Source organism: Nocardioides sp. P5_E3 (genome assembly GCF_054049275.1).
This window is the reverse complement of the sequence record NZ_JBFUMR010000002.1, coordinates 100,562-119,286: the sequence shown is the minus strand read 5'-3', so window position 1 is coordinate 119,286 and position 18,725 is coordinate 100,562. Positions and strand designations below refer to the sequence as shown.

The window sequence follows — 18,725 nt, the reverse complement described above, 5'->3', positions numbered from 1 at the left end:
TTGCCCTCTGGGTCCGCACAGAGTCCGCATGAGCTTCAAGGACGCCGCGAGCAACACTGAGCTCGGCGTCGTCAGCTCGTGATCACGAGGGTGACGAGTCGAGCCCCCGCCTGATCGCGTCGATCACCCGCGGGCGAAGCTGCGCCACTGTGATCACCTCATCCACCGAGCCCACGCGCACGGCCCGGTGGATGTCGTGGACGCCGTCGAACTCGGCGGCCACCTCACCGATCTTCTCCGGCCGCACCGCCGCCCTCAGGTCGGCAAGCTCGACGACGAGGCGGCTCCGGTCCGGTCCCGAGGCGTCGGCGATGGCGGCCTCGACGTCGCGCACGCGCGGGTCGGCCGACGTGCGCTTCTCGACCTCGCCGGCGAACACCACGGCCGCTGCGGGGGCACCACCGATGACCGAGGCGTACGACCCCTCCAGGGCGAGCACGGTCATGTTCGAGTTCAGGGCCTTGGAGAACACCACGAACGCGCCACCGTGGTAGCGCGAGATGACGCAGAAGACGATCGGACCGTCGAAGTTCACGATCGCGCGGCCGATCTCCGCGCCGTACTCGAGCTGCAGGTTGCGCATCGAGTCCGGCGATCCGTCGAAGCCCGACAGGTTCGCCAGCACGACGAGGGGACGGTTGTCGTTCGCCGCGTTGATCGCCCGCGCCGCCTTCTTCGACGAGCGTGGGAACAGGGTGCCGGCGGTGTAGATGTCCGGACCGTCGGTGGGCGGGAACCCGCCGCGGGGGATCGGCCTCGACTCGATCCCGAGCAGGCACACGGGGTGGCCGCCGAGGTGGGCATCCTGGACCACGGCGGTGTCTGCATCGGCCATGCCGGCCCAGCGCTCCAGCGTCGGGTGGTCCTGATCGGCCAGGGCCCGCATCACCGTGCGGATGTCGAAGGCCTTCTTGCGGTCCGGGTTGGAGGTCGCGGAGAAGATCTCGCCGACGGTGGTGAAGTCGCTGTCGGGGGACACGTGCGGGTAGTCGGAGACGTCGCGGTCCGCCGGGTCCGTGGTCGCCGCCTGCCGCGGCCTGGACTCGCCGGGCACGACGTAGGTGTGCTCATAGTGCGCCATCAGCACTCCGAAGGCCCCGGCCAGGTTGGGCGCCCAGTACTGGGCCTGCCCGTTGGGGCCCATCACCCGGTCGTAGCCACCGATGCCGAAGTTGTCCTCCGCGGACACGCCGCCGGAGAAGTCGAGCGACTGCTTTCCGGTCAACACCATCGCACTGTCCGGCGTCATCACCAGGATGCCCTTGGTGTGCATCAGCATCGTGGCCTCGGCGTTCCAGTACGGCTGCGCTCCGACGTTGATGCCCGCCACCACGACGTTGATCTCGCCGCCGTCCTGGGTGAACTCGATGATCCGCTTGAGCGCGGCCGCAACCCAGTCCATGTTCTCCGTGCCGGATTCCATGGAGATGCGGGCGCCCGCCGACAGGGCGTACCACTCCAGCGGCACCCGCATCCGCTCGGCGAGGTCGATCGCCGCGATGATCCGCGAGCACTCCGGCTCCGACACCGCGCCGAGCGCCTTGGTCGGATCTCCGCAGAGCACGACCCGGGTGACGCCCTCCGGGTGCAGCTCGGTCGGCGTCGTCACCAGGGCGACCAGGATCCCGGCCTTGTTGAGCCCGGGTGCGCGCTCGACGGGCACGAGCGCGCCGGTGTCGTCGAGGTCGTGCTCGACGAGGGTCCCGTCCGGACCGGCCAGCACACCCGTCAGCTCGTAGGGGTAGACCAAGCCGCGGCGGCGGGCCCGGGCGACGTTGGCGGCGTACTCGTCGAGCGGCTTGAGCCGCTCGGTCGGCGGCGCCTCGATGGAGGCCGTGACGCCGGCGCCGGGTCGGGAGTGGAACCGGATCGCGATGGGGGAGGGGGTGCCGTCGGGTCCGGTCACGCGACCCGTCGCGAGCACTTCCTCGATGCCCGCGCCGTCGGTCAGCGGGGTGATCTTGCCCTGCAGCGTGGTGATCTGGTCCAGTTCCGCCTCCACCACCGGCCAGACCTGCACCCACACGTGGTTGGTGTCGAGCTTGCTCCCGGCCGCACCGCGCGACGCACGGACCCGGCGGATCGCCTCGAGGCAGTTCTCCACCGCCCGCTCCGCGTGGGGCAGGCCCGTGACCCTGCCGTCCTCGTCGCGGACCACGGCGAGCTGACGGACCTGGGCCAGAGCGACGAGCCTCCGGTCGGCGGAGTTCTCACGTGCGACGCACTCGTAGAGGAGAACATCCTCGGGCGCCTCGATGCGGGTGACGTGGAAGTCGCGCAGCCGCCAGAGGTCGAGGCGTCGACCGACCATCGGGTGCACGCCGCGGACCAGGTCGTCCTCGACGACGCCCCCATCCGCGTGCGGACGGTAGGTGAAGTAGTTGACCGGGCGGTCCCCGCCCGGGCAGACGGCCACCGCGATCCGGCGTACGTCCGGGGCGAACGGCAGGGCTCCGACAGTGCGGGCGAGATCAGCGGCGGCGGCCTCGGGCGACTCCGGGCACGCCGGCCAGTGGATGTAGAGGTCCACCACCACCTCGTGTCGGTCCGGACGGGAGGCGATCTCATCGCCGAGGGCGGCGACCATCGCGCCGTCCGGACGGGAGAGCTCCGCCATGGCGCCGACCGTGGAGACCACCCGGGTGGGGCGGTCGTCGAGCGTGTAGTCGGCCACCGCGAAGGTGCGGTCGGCGCGTGACACCGCGCGCAGGTCGTGGAGGTCGTGCTCGCGGTAGTGGCGTCGTACGAGCACCTCGAGCATCGGCTCGCGCTCCGACACGCCGCCCTCGAGCCGCTCGGCGAGGAAGCGGACGATCTGCTCGGGGATCTTCGCCAGCGCGTCCATCCGTTCGGCGCGGTCCGGGGCGTCGTCATCATCGGCGAGCGCAGCGACCTCGTCGCGTACGCCGGCCAGCACGCTGGAGCGCTCGGCGTCGACCAGCGGCTGGTCGAACCACCGGAAGCGGGTGCTGCGTGCCAGGTCGCCAACGACGGGGAACCGCAGCTGGGTGGACCTGACCAGGCGCTCGAGGAGGTTGCGAGCGAGCGCGGCGAGCTCGGCACTCGGTGGCGGTGCGGCGATCCAGCGCTGCAGCACCTCGGTCGCCAGCAGGAGGTCGGGGGCCGAGCGCTGCTGTGCGAGGAAGATCCGGAACACGGCCTCCTCGAGCTGCCGGGTGCGGTCGGTGTCGCTCACGCCGTAATGGGCGAGCACGCGCGCCAACCGGCTGCGGAACTGGTCGGGCAGGCCGCCACGTTCGACGTCCAGGCTCTGGAGGAAGACGTGGAAGTGCTCCCTGGAGCTGTGCACGCGAAGCTCGGTGTGGAGGTCCTCGCCCGCCGGTCGGTTGCGACTGAGCTCGGCCAGGTCGGCGAACATCCCGAGGAGCTCGATCTCGTCGCGCACCACGTCACCGCCGGCGGCGGCGAGCTCGTCGCGCGCGGCGAGGTACTCGTGGATGTGGGCGCCCTCGTCGCTGGGGTCGACGTCATAGCCCATCAGGATCGAGGCGACGTCCATCCGGGCGTGTGTGGCACGTTCCCGCGGGGAGGCCGCCACAGCGGCGGTCGGCAGGTCCAGCGCCGGGGCGGTCTCCTCGGGGGCGGCCTGCTCGGCGTCGGCACCGTCGTCGACCGGCTCGAGGCGTACGAGCGGGGCCCCGGTCTCGACCTGGCTACCCGTCGTGACGAGCAGCTCCCGGACCCTGGCCGGGAACGGCGCTCGCACAGCCGTCTCCATCTTCATGCTCTCGAGCACCAGCACCGGTGCGCCGGCCGCGACTACGTCGCCGACCGCCACGGGTGACGCGACGACGAGCGCAGGGGCGGGTGAGCGCAGCACGCCTCCCTCGTCACGAGTGACCCGGTGCGCCACCCCGTTGACCTCAACCAGGTGCACGGGCCCGTGTGTCGCGGTCACGAGTCGGTAGAGCTCGCCACCGACGGTCATCCTGGTGCGGAACTCGTCCAGCCGTTCGACGTCGGCGACCACATCGTGCTCGGCCCCGGCTGCCTCGATGCCGACCCGGAACCGCTGGCGGCCGATCTGTAGCACGGTGACCTTGTACGCCGTCCCGCGCAGCTTGAAGTCGACGGCCCGGCCCACCTTGTGCTGCACCTGGGGACGGCCGCCGCGGGCACTCTCGAGCAACCGGGTGATCTCGACCTGCGCCTCGTCCTCGTATGCCTCGATGCCCGCCGCCACGACGGCGATGCCGGCGTGCTCGTGCGCGACCAACCGTCCCTCGGCGCGGACCCGGTCGATCCAGCTGGTGTCGGCCCAGCCTGCCTTGCCGTCGACCACCTCGGACTGTGCCAGGAGATCCAGGATGAAGCTCTTGTTGGTCGCGCCGCCCTCGATCACCACGGTGGTCTCGGCCATCGCCCGACGCAGCCGCCCGAGCGCCTCGTCGCGGGTGCGGCCGAAGGCGATGATCTTGGCGATCATCGAGTCGAAGTCGGCCGGGATCATGTCACCCTCGCCGACCCCCGTGTCGACCCGGATGCCGGGACCCGACGGCAGCTCCAGCATCGCGATCCGGCCCGGTGACGGAGCGAAGTCGCGGTCGGGGTCCTCAGCGTTGAGGCGCGCCTCGATGGCGTGCCCTCTCTCGAGCGGCTTCTGCCCCTCCAGACGGCCACCTGCCGCCACGTGGAGCTGCGCCTTGACCAGGTCGAGGTCGGTGGTCATCTCGGTGATGGGGTGCTCGACCTGGAGCCGGGTGTTGACCTCGAGGAACGCGAAGGTCCGCTCGCCCGGGTGGTAGAGGAATTCGACCGTGCCGGCGCCGACGTACCCCACGGCGAGAGCCAACCGCTCGGCAGAGGCCTTGAGCTCGTCGGCCTGGCTCGCGTCGAGAAGCGGCGACGCCGACTCTTCGATCACCTTCTGATTGCGGCGCTGCACCGTGCAGTCGCGGACACCGACCGCCCACGCCGTGCCGTGGCCGTCTGCGATCACCTGGACCTCGACGTGCCGTGCCCCGGTCACGAGGCGCTCGAGGAAGACCACGCCGCTGCCGAAGGCGCGCTCGGCCTCGTCGCGGGTGCGCTGGTAGGCATCCGCGAGCTCTTCGGGCGAGTCGACCTTGCGGATGCCCCGCCCTCCACCGCCGGCGGTGGCCTTGAGCATGAGCGGGTAGCCGACGCGTTCGGCGGCCTCCAGCGCTGCCTCCAGCGTGTCGACGGCGCCTCCACTCCACGGCGCGACGGGCACGCCGACCTCTTCTGCGAGGAGCTTGGAGCCGATCTTGTCGCCCAGCTTGCGCATCGCGTCGGCACTGGGACCGATGAAGGTCACGCCGAGGCGCGCACACAGATCCGCGAACGCCGGGTCCTCTGCGACGAACCCCCATCCCACCCACACCGCGTCCGCGGCGCACTCGACCAGCACTCGTTCCAGGGCGGCGAGGTCGATGTAGGGGCGTGCCGATGCAGGGCCCAGCGGAAAGGCCTCGTCGGCCTCCCGGCCGAACATGGCCGTACGCTCCTCATCGGTGTAGAGCGCGATCGAGGTGATCGGTTCCCCAGTGCCCTCAGCGTTCACGTCGCGGACTGCGTGGATCAACCTCATCGCGGCCTCGCCGCGATTCACGATCGCCACTCGACTGAAGTTCCGCGGGCGGACTGAATCATCCGACCGTTGACGCGGGGATCCTTGGTACGAGGATGTCACCCCCGTGAGGCTACTGCTGAAGACAACGGCGTCGGCCACATGCCCACCGCGTGGGCGCCTTTGCACCGGCGGCCACATGTGGCTGGCAGCCAGAGGGCGTGCCCAAGGTCATGGCGTCGCGGTATTGGATCGATCCAATCCCTGCCTCAGACTGGAGGTCACCGCCAGGCCACATCGCGACTCCAAGGGGTTGTCCATGACGAACCAGACCCGCCTCACCGACGAGCTCAACGCCCTCTACGCCCACTACGTCGAGTCCATCAACGCCGCTGTCACGGCGGACGACCTGGCCCTCGCTGCCGAGCTCGCTGACTCCTACGACCGGGACGCGATCTTGCTGATGGCCGAGCGAGAGGGGCGCCCGGATCTGCTGTCCCACTTCGGTCTGACGCAGGACGGTGGCCGCCTCAGCGTTCAGCGCGACACGCCGCTGCGTCGTCTCGTCAAGAGCGTGGCTGCACTGCGCTCCGCCTGAGCGACCAGTTCCGATCCGCACCGCCTCGAGGCGGACATCGCCCTGCGTGGGCGGTCTTGCCGTCCCGCGATACTCACGTGCGAGGTCGAGGTTCGTCCTCCCGTTGATCCAAGGAGTCTGATGCAACGCACTGCCCCTGCCTGGGCGACCATCCTCGTCCTGTCCCTGTGCGGCATGGTCTCGGCGCTGCAGTTCACCTTGGTGATCCCGCTCCTGCCGGAGTTCCCGGACCTGCTGGACATCTCGGCCTCGGACTCCTCCTGGCTGGTCACCGCCACCCTGCTGACCGCCGCAGTGGGCACCCCGATCATCGCTCGCATGGCCGACATGTACGGCAAGCGGCGGATGCTGCTGGTCTCGCTGGGGGCGATGATCCTCGGTTCGGTGATCTGCGCGCTGGAGGTCTCCTTCCTGACGATGATCGTGGGGAGGGCGCTCCAGGGCTTCGGCGCAGCACTCATCGCGGTCGGCATCAGCATCTTGCGGGACAAGCTCCCGCCTGAGCGCATCGGCACCGCAGTTGCGTTGATGAGCGCGACGATGGGCATCGGCTCCGCCCTCGGGCTCCCGCTGGCGGGGGTGCTGAGCGACTGGCTCGGCTGGCACTCGATCTTCTGGTTCGGCGCCGTGACGGGTGTCGTGCTCGTCGTCGCCTTGCTGGTCGTGGTCGAGGAGTCACCGGTGCGCACGCCCGGCCGCTTCGACGTCCTGGGAGCGCTGGTGCTGTCCGCGGCCCTGGTCTGTCTCCTCCTGCCGATCTCGAAGGGCAGTGCCTGGGGATGGGGCGAGCCGTTGGTGGTCGGCCTGCTCGTGTCCTCGCTCCTGCTGCTCGTCCTCTGGGTGCCACTGGAGCTGCGCGTCAACCAACCGATGGTCGATCTCCGCACCAGTGCCCAGCGGCCGGTGCTCATGACCAATCTCGCCTCGATCTTCGCCGGCATGGCGATGTTCGTGAACATGTTGGTCACCGTGCAGGTGCTTCAACAGCCCACCGCCACTGGCGCCGGATTCGGTCTCGGAGTGACGGCCGCTGGACTCGCGATGGTGCCGTCCGGGCTCGCGATGGTGGCGATGTCACCCATCTCCGGGTGGTCGCTGACCCGTTGGGGAGGTCGCGCGGTGCTGCTCGTCGGTGCGGCGCTGATGGCCCTCACCTACGTCGGCCGCGTCTTCTACGCCGACTCGGTGGCCGCGATCGTGGTTGGCTCGACCCTGGTCGGGATCGGCACGGCCCTGGCCTTCGCCGCGATGCCGACGCTCATCATGTCCTCGGTCCCGATCACCGAGACTGCCTCGGCCAACGGTCTCAACTCCCTGGTCCGATCGATCGGCACATCCCTTGCGAGCACCCTGGTCGCCGCGATCATGGCCGCCTACACGATCGAGGTCGGCGGCGTGTTCTTCGCCTCGGAACAGGCCTTCCAGATCGTGCTGGTGCTCGGCGCCGTGGCGGCAGGGATCTGCGTTGCGCTGGCCGCCCTGGTCCCGACGGACCTTCGTACCCAACGCGAGCGGGAGCTCGTCCGAGCCCAGGGCGAGGAGAAGCAGGAGGCCGTGGTCTGTGGGCAGGTCCGACTGGCCCGCCCCGACGACAGCGCCCGCGGACTGATCCTGGTGTCCGTGCTGGACGTGCACGGCAAGCAGCTGGACTGGAGCCGGGCCGACAACACGGGTCGGTACTCGGTGGTGCTGCCCGGCCCGGGCGCCTACGTGGTGATCGCCAACGCCGTCGGCTGGGCGCCGGAGGCCACGGTGTTCGACTTCGCCGGCGGCGCGGTCGAGCAGGACATCACGCTCTCGCACGAGCTGACCGTGTCCGGCGTGGTCACCAGCGACGGTCGTCCCGTCGCGGGCGCGTTGGTCGCGCTCAGTGAGGCGATGGGCACCCAGGTCGGTTCGACCCACTGCGACGAGAGCGGCCGCTACGCCTTCCAGCTGCCGCCCACCGGTCGCTACGTGTTCACCGCGTACGACGCCCGCACCGGCCGTGCCCAGGCCCGGAAGGTGTCGTTGACCATCGAGTCCGAGGTCATCGACATCGACATCCCGGTCGCAGCGGAGCAACTGGCCAACTGAGCCCGGAAGTCGCACTCCGTTCCTTGGCCACCGCGCACCCCAGCGAACGGGTCTAGGCGCCGGCTCCCAGCCCCAGCACCCGGTCCACCAAGGGATTGCGGAACTTGCCGGCTGGGTCCACCCGCTCGGCCAGCGCTCGGAACTCGGTCAACCGGGAGTGGTGGGCAGGTTCGACGCGGTCGTAGACCTTGCCCCAGTGCGGCCGGGCGGCGAACGGGGCGAGGGCATCCTCGACGCGCCGGACCATGGCGAGCACGGCCTCCGGCTCTCGCTTCCAGGTGAAGTGCAGGGCGACGGTCTCGCGGCCCTCGGCAGGTGAGAGCCAGAGGTCGTCTGCCCGGATGGCGCGAATCTCGCTCACGATGAGCAGGGCGGCCAGCTCCCCGCCGGTCGCGGCCGCCAGGTCCGTCACGGCGCGCAGGGCAGCAGCAGCGTCGGCGGCGGCGACGAACCACTCCGACTGGATCTCCTCGCCGAAGCTGGGCTGCCGGTCGCCCCGGAAGTGGGGCAGACGCTCCGACCACGGCCCGGGGGTGCCGCGCACGGTGAGGTGGTCGCCCGCGCCGAGGGTGAGCGACGCGGTGGCGGCCGGGACGGCCTCGGTCCCGCCGATCCAGCCGGCGGGCTCACGGTCGTCGGTGGCTCGGGACTTGACCAGCACCTCGGTCGGGTCCGCGTCGTTCCACCGGCCGAAGACGCTGACGCTGTAGGCCGATCCCAGGACCTCGTCGATCTGCTCGACCACCTCGCTCCAGCGCAGGTGCGCATAGAGGTCCTGGCGCACGTCGTACGTCGGCTCGACGTCCAGGTCGAGCGACACGACGGCCCCGAGGGCGCCCAGCGCGACGACGGAGCCATCGAAGTCCGGCTCGCCGCGGGAGATCGCGCGCAGCTCGCCGTCTGCCCCGATCAGCTCGAGGCGGCTGACGCCCGCACCGAGGATGCGGTTGCCCGCGCCCGACCCGTGCGTGCCGGTCGACGTGGCTCCGGCCACGGAGATGTGGGGGAGCGAGCCCATGTTGGCCAGCGCACGGCCGTGTGCCTGCAGGTGCACCGCAACGTCGCTGTACGGCGTACCACCGGCAACCCGGACCCGTCCTCGTCCGAGGTCGAGGACGGGCTCGACGGCGAGGCCGGTGAGGTCCAGCAGGGTCCCATCGGTGTCGCACAGGGCGTTGAAGGAGTGACGGGTGCCGAGCAGGCGCACGTGGGGGGACGAACGGACGACCTCCTGGGCCTCCTCGACCGAGCGCGCTCGGACGTAGCGCCCCGCCGTGTAGGCGTGGTTGCCGGCCCAGTTGGTCCCGGGACCTCCGGAGTCGGCCCCATCGGTCGCGTCGCTCGGGTCGAGCTGTGGTCCTGGCATGGGGCCTCCTCGTGGATGCGTCGGAATGTACAACGCGCCCGAACGTGCTCAGCGACAGGCCCGAGACCTCACCAGCCTCGACGAGGACGCGATCGAGTCCTCGCCGGCGCACCAGGGAATCACCCGTCGTTACACTGCCGGCCGTGGACGCGCGGGGGCCGATCTGGCGTCAGCCAGGCATGGCGCCGCTGGTGGCGATGACGTGTGCGGGGTTCTCGGGATACGCGCTGCTGCTCACGGTGGCGCCACTGTGGGCGGTCGAAGGTGGGGCGACGACCGCCGGCTCCGGGCTCGTGAACGGCGTCCTCCTGCTGTTCACGGTGCTGACCCAGCTGCTCGTCCCGCGCGCCCTCCGGCGCTTCGGGTGGGGACCGGTGCTCGCCGTCGGACTGACGCTCCTCGGGGCGCCCGGCGTCCTGCTGTCGCTCAGCGACGACCTGGGGGTGATCCTCGCGCTCTCGGCGGTCCGAGGGATCGGGTTCGGTGTCCTCACGGTCACCGGCAGTGCTGCGGTCGCGGCCCTGGTCGTCGCGGAGCGCCGGGGGGAGGCCATCGGCGCGTACGGGCTCGCCGTCGCGGGGCCGAACCTCGTCCTCCTGCCCGCCGGACCGTGGATCGCCGAGAGCCTCGGCTACTGGGTGGCGTTCACCTTGAGCGCGCTGCCCCTGGCCGGGATCCCGGCCGCACTCCGTCTTGCCACGGCCCTCCGGCTCCGTGCGCCGGACCTGCATCCCGGTGCGGCGGCGTCGCCCGACCCGCGCGACCCGGAGTCCGCCGCCTACCGACGGTTGCTGCCGCCGATGCTGCTGTTGCTGGCGGTCACGTTGGCGGGCGGTGCGGTCATCACGTTCACGCCGCAGATGGTCGACAGCCCGACGGTCGCGGCCGGGGGTCTGCTCCTGATGGGGCTGTCGGCCGCGCTCAGCCGATGGCGTGTCGGTGCGCTCGCGGACCGCCACGGCCCGCGACGTTTCCTCGTGCCCCTGGTCCCGCTCACGGGAGTGGGGATGGCGCTCGTGGCGTGGTCCGTCGCGGGCTCCGACGGTGTCCGCGTCGGCTCGTTCCTGCTCGCCATGCTCCTGATCGGTCTCTGCTACGGCGGTCTGCAGAACCTCACGCTCCTGGTGTCCTTCTCCGCCGTCTCGCGCCGGCACCACAACCTGGCGAGCGCGGTGTGGAACGTCGGCTTCGACGCGGGTACGGCGCTGGGCTCGGTGGCCGTCGGGGTGATCGCCCAGCTCACGTCGTTCGCGACCGCCTTCCTGGTCGCCGGCGCGATCGCGGTGGCAACGCTGCCGCTCGCCCTGCGCCGGCCGTCCGCCCCCGCGACCCATGTGACCAGGGCCGATGCCGTGGAGCGTCCATCGGACCAGATCCACGAGTGAGGTCGTTCAGGAGGGCCAGTGCGCCCGCGCGTGCCTGAGCGCCGGCTCCTCCAGCGCCACGACCAGCCGCTCGAAGACCTCGGTCGCCTGCGGTCCGTGCCACTCGGGGGCCAGCACCTCCGCCGGTAGCCCGGGATCCCGGAAGGGCAGCCTGCGCCACTGGTCGAGCACGGAGAGGTACGTCGTGAAGGCGCGCGCGGGATCTGGTCGGTCGTGCTCCGCACGGTCGGCCGCGGGACCGTGGACGGCCACGAAGTCGCGATAGCCGTCGTCGATGGCCGTCAGGTCCCAGCTGCCGTAGAGCAGCCCGGTGAGGTCCTGCGTCCCGCGGTACTCACCGACGAAGATGGCGGTGTGGGCCTCCAGCCCGAGCTCGGTGACCGCTCGCTCGGCGGCGGTCCGCATCCGGGCCGGGGCGATCCACAGCGCGGTGCCGACGTTGCCGAAGCCGAGGGACGACAGGTGGGCCCGGAGCTGGTGCCGCTTGGCCCTCATCGACTCCGGCACGCCGAAGTGGACGATGCACCAGCCGTCGGTGACGTCGGCCGGCGTCCGGGCGTGCCAGATGACCTCGTCGCCGGCGGCCAGCGTCTCGAGCGCTGTGGTCGTGAGGGCGTAGCCCCGGGCGCCTTCCCGTGCCTCGGACTGCAGCCAGCCGTTGCCCTTGAGCCGGTGCACGGCGGTGCGCACCGACGGTGCGTCGAGGCCGGCCTGCGTGAGCAGGTCGACGGTGCCGGCGATCGGCATCCACGACCCCAGTGGCCGCACGACGGCTCCGAGGAACGTCACCACCGTGGAGCGGGACTGGCGGCTCGCTGGCTGCGGCGGCGGGACGGCGGGACTCCCGACCGTCACGTGCGCACCGTGCCCTCGGGCGTCCAGCGGACGTGGACCTGGTCGGCCGCCCCCTCACGCAGCAGCTGGAGCCGCGGCGGGACCTTGTCGGTCCGCGAGGTGGGCGGGCGCCGTCGTCCGGCGGCCCACATGTCCGGCCAGTCCGCACCCGGACCGACGTACTCCTGCTCCGCGGCGGCGTGCAGCGTCCAGTTGGGGTCGTACAGGTGGGACCGGCCCAGCGCGCAGAGGTCGGCCCGCCCGGCGAGCAGGATGGAGTTGACGTCGTCGTAGCTGGAGATGGCGCCGACGGCGATCACCTTCACCCCGGCGGGCGCGGCGACGCGGTGGCGGATCTTGTCGGCGAAGGGGGTCTGGTAGGACCGCCCGAACGCCGGCTTCTCGTCCTTGCTGACCTGGCCCGACGAGACGTCGATGGCCGCCGCGCCGTGCTCGACGAAGGCGCGCGCGATCTCGACGGCGTCCTCCTCGGTGTTGCCGTCGGGCATCCAGTCGGTGGCCGAGATGCGCACGGTGACCGGGACGTGCGCCGGCACGGCCGCGCGCACGGCGTCGAACACCTCGAGCGGGAAGCGCAGCCGGTTGTCCAGGGAGCCCCCGTAGTCATCGGTCCGCCGGTTGGAGACGGGGGAGATGAAGGAGCTCAGCAGGTAGCCGTGCGCGGCGTGCAGCTCGATCAGGTCGAAGCCCGCGTCGACTGCTCGCTCGGCGGAGGCGACGAAGTCCGCGACGACCGCGTCCAGGTCGGCGCGGGTGGCCTCGCGGGGCACGTGGCAGTCGTCGCCGTAGGGGAGCGGAGAGGGTCCGAGCACTTCCCAGTTGCCTTCCGCGAGCGGCTCGTCCATGCCCTCCCACATGAGCTTGGTCGAGCCCTTGCGTCCGGAGTGTCCGAGCTGCATGCCGATGCGCGCGGTCGTCCTGTCGTGGACGAAGTCGGCGACCTTCCTCCACGCGTCGCGCTGCTCGTCGTTCCACAGCCCCGGGCATCCGAGCGTGATCCGGCCCTCGGGCGACACGCACGTCATCTCCGTCATCACGAGGCCCGCGCCGCCCAGGGCCTTCGACCCCAGGTGGACGAGGTGGAACTCGTCGGGCACCCCGTCGGTGGCGCAGTACATGTCCATCGGGGAGAGGATCACGCGGTTCTTGAGCTCGAGCTCGCCGATGCGCACCGGCTGGAACATCGCCGGGGCGCCGTCCTCGCCGTCCTGGCTGCGGGCGAACTCCGCCTCCATCCGCGCCGCGAACTCCGCGTCGCGCTCCCGGAGGTTCTCGAAGGTGATCCGGCGCGACCGGGTCAGGAGGTTGAGGACGAACTGCGCGGGCGCCTGGTCGGCGTACATCCCGATGTTCTCGAACCACTCCAGCGAGGCCTGCGCGGCGCGTTGCGTCGACTCCACGACCGGCTTGCGCTCGGTCTGGTACGCCTCGAGCGCCGCCTCCAGCGTCGGGTGCTCGTGCAGGCAGGCGGCCAGTGCGAGGGCGTCCTCCATGGCGAGCTTGGTGCCGGAGCCGATGGAGAAGTGGGCGGTGTGCGCGGCGTCGCCGAGCAGCACCACGTTGCCGTCGTGCCAGCTCTCGTTGCGCACGGTGTGGAAGTTCAGCCACTTGGAGTTGTTGGTGAGGATCTCGTGGCCCTGGAGCTCGTCGGCGAAGATCTCCGCGACGCGCTGGACGGCGTACTCGTCCGAGACGCCGGGAGCGAAGCTCTCCGCCTCGGTGCGGTCGAGGCCGGCGCGGCGCCAGACGTCCTCGTGCATCTCCACGATGAAGGTCGACCCCGACTCCGAGAACGGGTAGCCGTGGATCTGCATGGTGCCCCACTCCGTCTGCTTGACGAAGAACTGGAACGCCTCGAACACCAGGTCGGTGCCGAACCAGATGTACTTGTTGTGCCGCCGGTCCAGGCTCGGGCCGAACCGGTCGGCGTACTTGGTGCGGATCTGGGAGTTGAGGCCGTCGGAGGCGAGCACGAGGTCGTACGACGACCGCAGCTCGTCGGGGTCGGGCACGTCGGTGCTGTAGTGGACGGTCACGCCGAGCTCGGCCACCCGCTCCTGCAGGATCTGCAGCAGCTCCTTGCGCGACATCGCGGCGAAGCCCTGACCGCCGACGGTGAAGGACTGCGTGTCGCCGGCCCGGTCGGTGACCGCGACGTCGATGTCGGTCCAGCGGGCGAAGCGCTTCTCCATCCGCTCGTGCACGACGCGGTCGGCACCCTCGATGCTCCCGAGGGTCTCGTCGGAGAACACCACGCCGAAGCCGAAGGTGTCGTCCGGGGCGTTGCGCTCCCAGACGGTGATGTCGTGGGACGGGTCGAGCGACTTCATCAAGGTGGCGAAGTAGAGCCCTCCCGGCCCGCCGCCCGCGATCGCGATCTTCATGCCGACCCCTCCGGTCCTTCGGACTCGATCATCTGGCGCAGCTTGAAGTGCTGCATCTTCCCGCTGGTGTTGCGTGGCATCGCCTCGACGAAGCGCACGGCGCGGGGGTACTTGTACGGGGCGAGCCGACCCTTCACGTGGTCCTGGAGCTCCTTGACCTTGGTGGTGTCGCCCTCGACGCCCTCGCGCAGCACGACGAAGGCGCAGACGATGGAGCCGCGGACCTCGTCCGGCGCCGCGACGACGCCGACCTCGAGGACGTCGGGGTGCGTTCCGAGCGCCTCCTCCACCTCGGGGCCACCGATGTTGTAGCCCGACGAGACGATCATGTTGTCGGTGCGCGAGCGGTAGAAGTAGTAGCCGTCGGCGTCACGGACGAAGGTGTCGCCGGTGACGTTCCACCCGTTGACGACGTAGCCACGTTGGCGCTGGTCGTCGAGGTAGCGGCACCCGACGGGCCCGATGACGCCGAGCCGGCCCTCCTGGCCGTCGCCGAGCTCGTTGCCGTCCGCGTCGAGGATCGCGGCGCGGTAGCCGGGAACGGGCCTGCCGGTGGCGCCGGGACGGATGTCGTCACCGGCGGCGGAGATGAAGATGTGCAGCATCTCGGTCGCGCCGATGCCGTCGACCACCTTCAGCCCGAGCTGCTCCTCGATCTGCTCCCACGTCGCCTGCGCCATGTGCTCGCCGGCCGACACCGCGACCCGGAGGCCGGACAGCTGCTGGAGGTGGTCGGAGGCAAGCATCTGCTTGTACGCCGTCGGCGCGGTGGCCAGCACGGTGACGCCGTGCTCGGCGACGAGGTCGGCGAGCTTGGCCGGTGTGGCCGACTCGGTGAGGAGGGCACAGGCGCCGGCGCGGAGCGGGAAGACGACGAGCATGCCGAGGCCGAAGGTGAAGGCGAGCGGTGCCGTGCAGGCGACCACGTCGTCGGGCGTGAGCTCGAGCAGCGCGCGGCCGAAGGTGTTGTCGATCGAGAGCACGTCGCGGTGGAAGTGGGTCGTGATCTTCGGGACGCCCGTGGTGCCGGACGTGGGCCCGAAGAGGGCGACGTCGTCGGCGGCCGTGTCGGAGGCGGTGAACTCGCCTGCGTGACCCTCGACGCGACGGGCGAGGTCGTCCGCGCTGTCGCCGCCGTAGGGGACGACGACCAGGTCCGGCGCGACGCTGTCGCGCACCGCCTGCACGTCCTCGACGTGGCGGTGGTCGACCAGGGCGACCGCGGGTCGCGTCTTCTGGACGATCGGGGTCAGCTCGGTCGCGCGCAGCGCCGCCATCGTGGTCACGACGATCCCGCCGGCCTTGAGGACGCCGAGCCAGGCCGCGACGGTCCACGGGTTGTTGGGCGAGCGGAGCAGCACCCGGTTGCCGCTGACCAGGCCGAGGTCGTCGACGAGGACGTGCGCGACCTGGTTGGCGCGGGTCGACAGCTCGCCGTAGGTCCACACCTCGCCGTCAGGGGTGCGCAGGGCCGGCCGATCGGGTCCGTGCTCGGCGATGACCGCGTCGAGGAGCTCGGTGCCGGCGTTGAGCCGCTCGGGGTACTGCAGCCACTCGGTGGTGAACTCCAGGGTCGGCCACTGGTCGGCCGGCGGCAGGTGGTCGCGCGCGAAGGTGTCGGCGTACCCCGACGGGCTCAGCGACGCGGCGGTCACCGGGAACCCCCGGCGCGCAGCATGCCCTCCTGGACAACGGTCGCGACGAGCGTGCCGTCCGTGGTGAAGAAGCGGCCGACGGCGGCGCCGCGCCCGTCCTCCACAGAGATGGCCTCCTGCGCGTAGAGCAGCCAGTCGTCCATCACCACCGGGCGGTGGAACCACATGGCGTGGTCGAGGCTCGCGGTGACGAGGCCCTCGTCCGCCCACGCGAGCCCGAGGACCCGCAGGGTCGGCTCGAGGATCGTGTAGTCGCAGACGTAGGCGAGGGCGGCGGTGTCGCGCTGCGCATCGGTGAGCCCGTCGACCGGACGCAGGTCGTCGTACGGCTTCACCCAGACCGCCTGCTGGGGGGACTGCTCTCCCTCGACGGTGAGGTAGACCGGTCCGGGGACGTGGCGCATGTCGAAGCTGCGGCCGCCGGACCAGTACGCCTTCGACGTGTCGGTCATGGTGCCGCCGGTGCGGTCCTCGAGGTAGTCGGCGGACGTCGGCAGGTCGTCGGGTCCGGGCACGTCGGCGGGGGCCGTGGCCTGGAAGGTGCCGCTCGGCTCGCCGGCCGCGAAGCTCGCGAGGCAGACGTAGACCGCCTTGCCGTTCTGGAAGCCGCGCACCTGACGGGTGCTGTAGCCGCGGCCGTCCCGCAGCACCTCGACCTCGTAGCGGACCTCGGCGCCGATGTCGACGGGTCGCATGAAGTAGGAGTGCATGGAGTGCATCGTCTTGCCGTCGGACACGGTGAGCGCGGCGGCGACGAGCGCCTGGGCGACCATGTCGCCGCCGTAGGCCTTGGGCCACGGGCACGGCTGCGTGGTCGCGGTGAACGCGCGGTCGAAGACCTCGGCGTCGCACTCGGTCAGCGCGACCGCGTCGGTGAAGGTCTGCGAGGTCGGCGACGGCGTGGACGCGGCGGTCACGGTCGGTCCGCCCAGTCGCGCAGGTCGGCGTCGTCGACCTGCGGCAGGTTGACCACGATGTTCTCGGGCGTCCGGGCGGTCATCCACGTGAGCGGGTTGTTGCGGTCCAGGTTGCACTCGACGTGCGGCATGAAGGGCGGCACGAACACCCAGTCGCCCTCGGACATGTCGAGGTAGTCCTCGAACTTCTCGCCGAAGTAGATGCGGGCACGTCCGGACAGCACGAAGCCGCCGGTCTCGGCCTCACCGTGGTGGTGGGGGACCGAGCGGTAGCCGGCGAGGTTGCGCACCTGTCCGAACCACAGCCGGGTCGCCGGTGTGTGCTGGATGCTGACGCCGCTGACGCGGGTCGCGCCCTCGCTCTGCCCGGTGAGGTCGGGCTCCTGCCCGGCCCGGGTGACGAACGGGGCGACGAGCCCCGACTCGTCGGCGTACATCGAGGGGTCGCCCTCGAGGACGTAGTTGTCGAGGTTCGGGTCCATGTCGGTCCTGTTCTGTGCGGAGTCGGGTGTCAGGCGGTCAGGCGGACGGTGTTGGTGAGGGTCCCGATGCCGGGGATCTCGGTCTCCACGACGTCGCCGTCAGCGAGGAAGGTCGGCGGGGTCATGCCCATGCCGACGCCGCCGGGGGTGCCGGTGAGGACGACGTCGCCGGGGCGCAGGACCGTGAAGGTGGAGATGTACGCCAGCAGGCCGGCGCAGTCGAAGACGAGCGTGCGGGTGTTGCCCCGCTGTCGCTCCTCGCCGTTGACCCGGCACACCACGTCGACGCCGGCGACCGGATCGATCGCATCCGGTGGGACGACGACCGGGCCGATCGGCGTGGTGGCGTCCCACGCCTTGCCCTGGAACCACTGGAGCGTGCGGTTCTGCCAGTCGCGCACGGAGATGTCGTTGGCAACCGTGTAGCCGCCGATGGCGTTCGCGGCCTCGTCGCGGTCGGCGCCGCGGATCTCGGTGCCGACGACGACAGCGAGCTCGGCCTCCCAGTCGACCTGGACCTCGGCGGGCAGCACGATGTCCGCGCCGTCGGGGATCAGGGTGTCGGCGTACTTGGCGAAGAGCGTCGGGTGGGCCGGGAGCTCACGGCCCATCTCGACGATGTGGTCGCCGTAGTTGAGGCCGCAGCAGATCACCTTGCCCGGCGGCTGGAGGGGCAACGCCCCTCGGCTGGTCGGCATATTTCATTCTGCCCACGAACGTTGTCAGGTTGTCAATAGATGTCCTAGGGTCGGGGCATGACCACCGATCTGTCGCCGATCCCCGTCAACCCTGCGTCGCTCCCGGTGCCGCGCGGCTACTCGCACGGCACGCTGAGCGGCAACACGCTCTACCTCGGCGGGCAGACGGCGCTCGACGCCGACATGCGCATCGTCGAGGGGGGCATCGTCGAGCAGTTCCGCCAGGCCTTCGGCAACGTGCTCGCGACGTTGCGCGAGGCGGGCGGCGTCCCCGAGGACCTGGTGTCGATCACGATCCACCTCACCGACATCCCCGACTACCAGGCGCACGGCAGCGAGATCGGCGCCGTGTGGCGCGAGCTCGCCGGCCCGGTCTACCCCGCGATGGCGGGCATCGGCACGACCGGCCTCTGGCAGCCCGAGGCCCTCATCGAGATCCTCGGCGTCGCCGTCATCCCCGACGAACGACTGGTCGGCCCGTCTCGCTGACGGGCTGGGCGAAGGGCCACCCCCGGTCGGCACAGGAGCACCGGAGGTGGCCGATCTCGGGGCTCCCACCGGCGTGGACCTTTCGCGAGATGCGATGTCCGGCAAGCACGGGTCCCCTCCCGAGAGGCTAGGCACGGGAGCTGGCGCGGGTGATCGCCCGTGGCGGGTGGTGCCCTGGCCTGCCCCGCGGTGCCGTCAGTCGGACCGAACGCCCGCCGGCAGCGTCGTCGTACGCGTGCGCGGCGGCCGGTTCGACCCGTTCGGTCCGT

General features: G+C 71.0%; 12 protein-coding genes. 4 read left to right on the top strand and 8 right to left on the bottom strand.

The annotated features are described in order from the left end of the window. Positions 1-82: 82 nt before the first annotated feature. The gene (locus ACXJKB_RS01560) at positions 83-5,572 is read right to left on the bottom strand and encodes an ATP-binding protein (RefSeq protein WP_457184742.1); all 5,490 of its coding nucleotides are present in this window, start codon (positions 5,570-5,572) and stop codon (positions 83-85) included. 298 nt (positions 5,573-5,870) lie between these two features. On the opposite strand from ACXJKB_RS01560, the gene ACXJKB_RS01555 reads away from it, so the two are divergent. Both ACXJKB_RS01555 and ACXJKB_RS01550 read left to right on the top strand, forming a co-directional pair. Then, a complete protein-coding gene (locus tag ACXJKB_RS01555) occupies positions 5,871-6,149 on the top strand; it encodes a hypothetical protein (protein WP_300046447.1) in 279 nt (92 codons plus the stop codon). 120 nt (positions 6,150-6,269) lie between these two features. Continuing rightward, positions 6,270-8,225 carry an MFS transporter gene (locus ACXJKB_RS01550; protein ID WP_457184740.1) on the top strand — a complete coding sequence of 652 codons (1,956 nt, stop codon included), beginning with the start codon at positions 6,270-6,272 and terminating at the stop codon, positions 8,223-8,225. 52 nt (positions 8,226-8,277) lie between these two features. Here ACXJKB_RS01550 and ACXJKB_RS01545 read toward each other — a convergent pair whose 3' ends face one another. Then, positions 8,278-9,591, bottom strand: coding sequence for an FAD-binding protein (locus tag ACXJKB_RS01545; RefSeq protein ID WP_457184739.1), 1,314 nt, complete (start codon positions 9,589-9,591; stop codon positions 8,278-8,280). Between the two features lie 143 nt (positions 9,592-9,734). Between ACXJKB_RS01545 and ACXJKB_RS01540 the strand changes: the two genes are divergently transcribed. Continuing rightward, on the top strand, positions 9,735-10,976 hold the full coding sequence (locus ACXJKB_RS01540) for an MFS transporter (protein ID WP_457184738.1): 1,242 nt from the start codon (positions 9,735-9,737) through the stop codon (positions 10,974-10,976). Positions 10,977-10,982: 6 nt separating this feature from the next. On the opposite strand, the gene ACXJKB_RS01535 is transcribed toward ACXJKB_RS01540, so the two are convergent. Genes ACXJKB_RS01535 through ACXJKB_RS01510 form a run of 6 tightly spaced genes read right to left on the bottom strand, consistent with a single transcriptional unit; the run spans position 10,983 to position 17,967 of the window. Then, positions 10,983-11,831: a PaaX family transcriptional regulator gene (locus tag ACXJKB_RS01535; RefSeq protein WP_457184737.1), complete on the bottom strand. Its 849-nt coding sequence runs from the start codon at positions 11,829-11,831 to the stop codon at positions 10,983-10,985. Beyond that, complete coding sequence (locus tag ACXJKB_RS01530) at positions 11,828-14,215, bottom strand: bifunctional salicylyl-CoA 5-hydroxylase/oxidoreductase (RefSeq protein WP_457184736.1); 2,388 nt, start codon at positions 14,213-14,215, stop codon at positions 11,828-11,830. The genes ACXJKB_RS01535 and ACXJKB_RS01530 overlap by 4 nt, the downstream gene beginning before the upstream one ends. After that, entirely contained in the window at positions 14,212-15,870 is a 1,659-nt protein-coding gene (locus tag ACXJKB_RS01525) for an AMP-binding protein (protein WP_457184735.1), read from the bottom strand. Before ACXJKB_RS01525 ends, ACXJKB_RS01530 begins: the two co-directional genes overlap by 4 nt. Next, positions 15,867-16,787: an acyl-CoA thioesterase gene (locus tag ACXJKB_RS01520; protein WP_457184734.1), complete on the bottom strand. Its 921-nt coding sequence runs from the start codon at positions 16,785-16,787 to the stop codon at positions 15,867-15,869. The genes ACXJKB_RS01525 and ACXJKB_RS01520 overlap by 4 nt, the downstream gene beginning before the upstream one ends. Next, positions 16,784-17,269, bottom strand: coding sequence for a cupin domain-containing protein (locus ACXJKB_RS01515; protein WP_457184733.1), 486 nt, complete (start codon positions 17,267-17,269; stop codon positions 16,784-16,786). Before ACXJKB_RS01515 ends, ACXJKB_RS01520 begins: the two co-directional genes overlap by 4 nt. A gap of 29 nt (positions 17,270-17,298) precedes the next feature. After that, on the bottom strand, positions 17,299-17,967 hold the full coding sequence (locus ACXJKB_RS01510; protein WP_457184732.1) for a fumarylacetoacetate hydrolase family protein: 669 nt from the start codon (positions 17,965-17,967) through the stop codon (positions 17,299-17,301). A 57-nt stretch (positions 17,968-18,024) separates the two neighbouring features. On the opposite strand from ACXJKB_RS01510, the gene ACXJKB_RS01505 reads away from it, so the two are divergent. Further along, positions 18,025-18,456, top strand: a complete 432-nt coding sequence (locus tag ACXJKB_RS01505) for a RidA family protein (protein WP_457184731.1) — start codon at positions 18,025-18,027, stop codon at positions 18,454-18,456. Positions 18,457-18,725 lie beyond the last annotated feature (269 nt).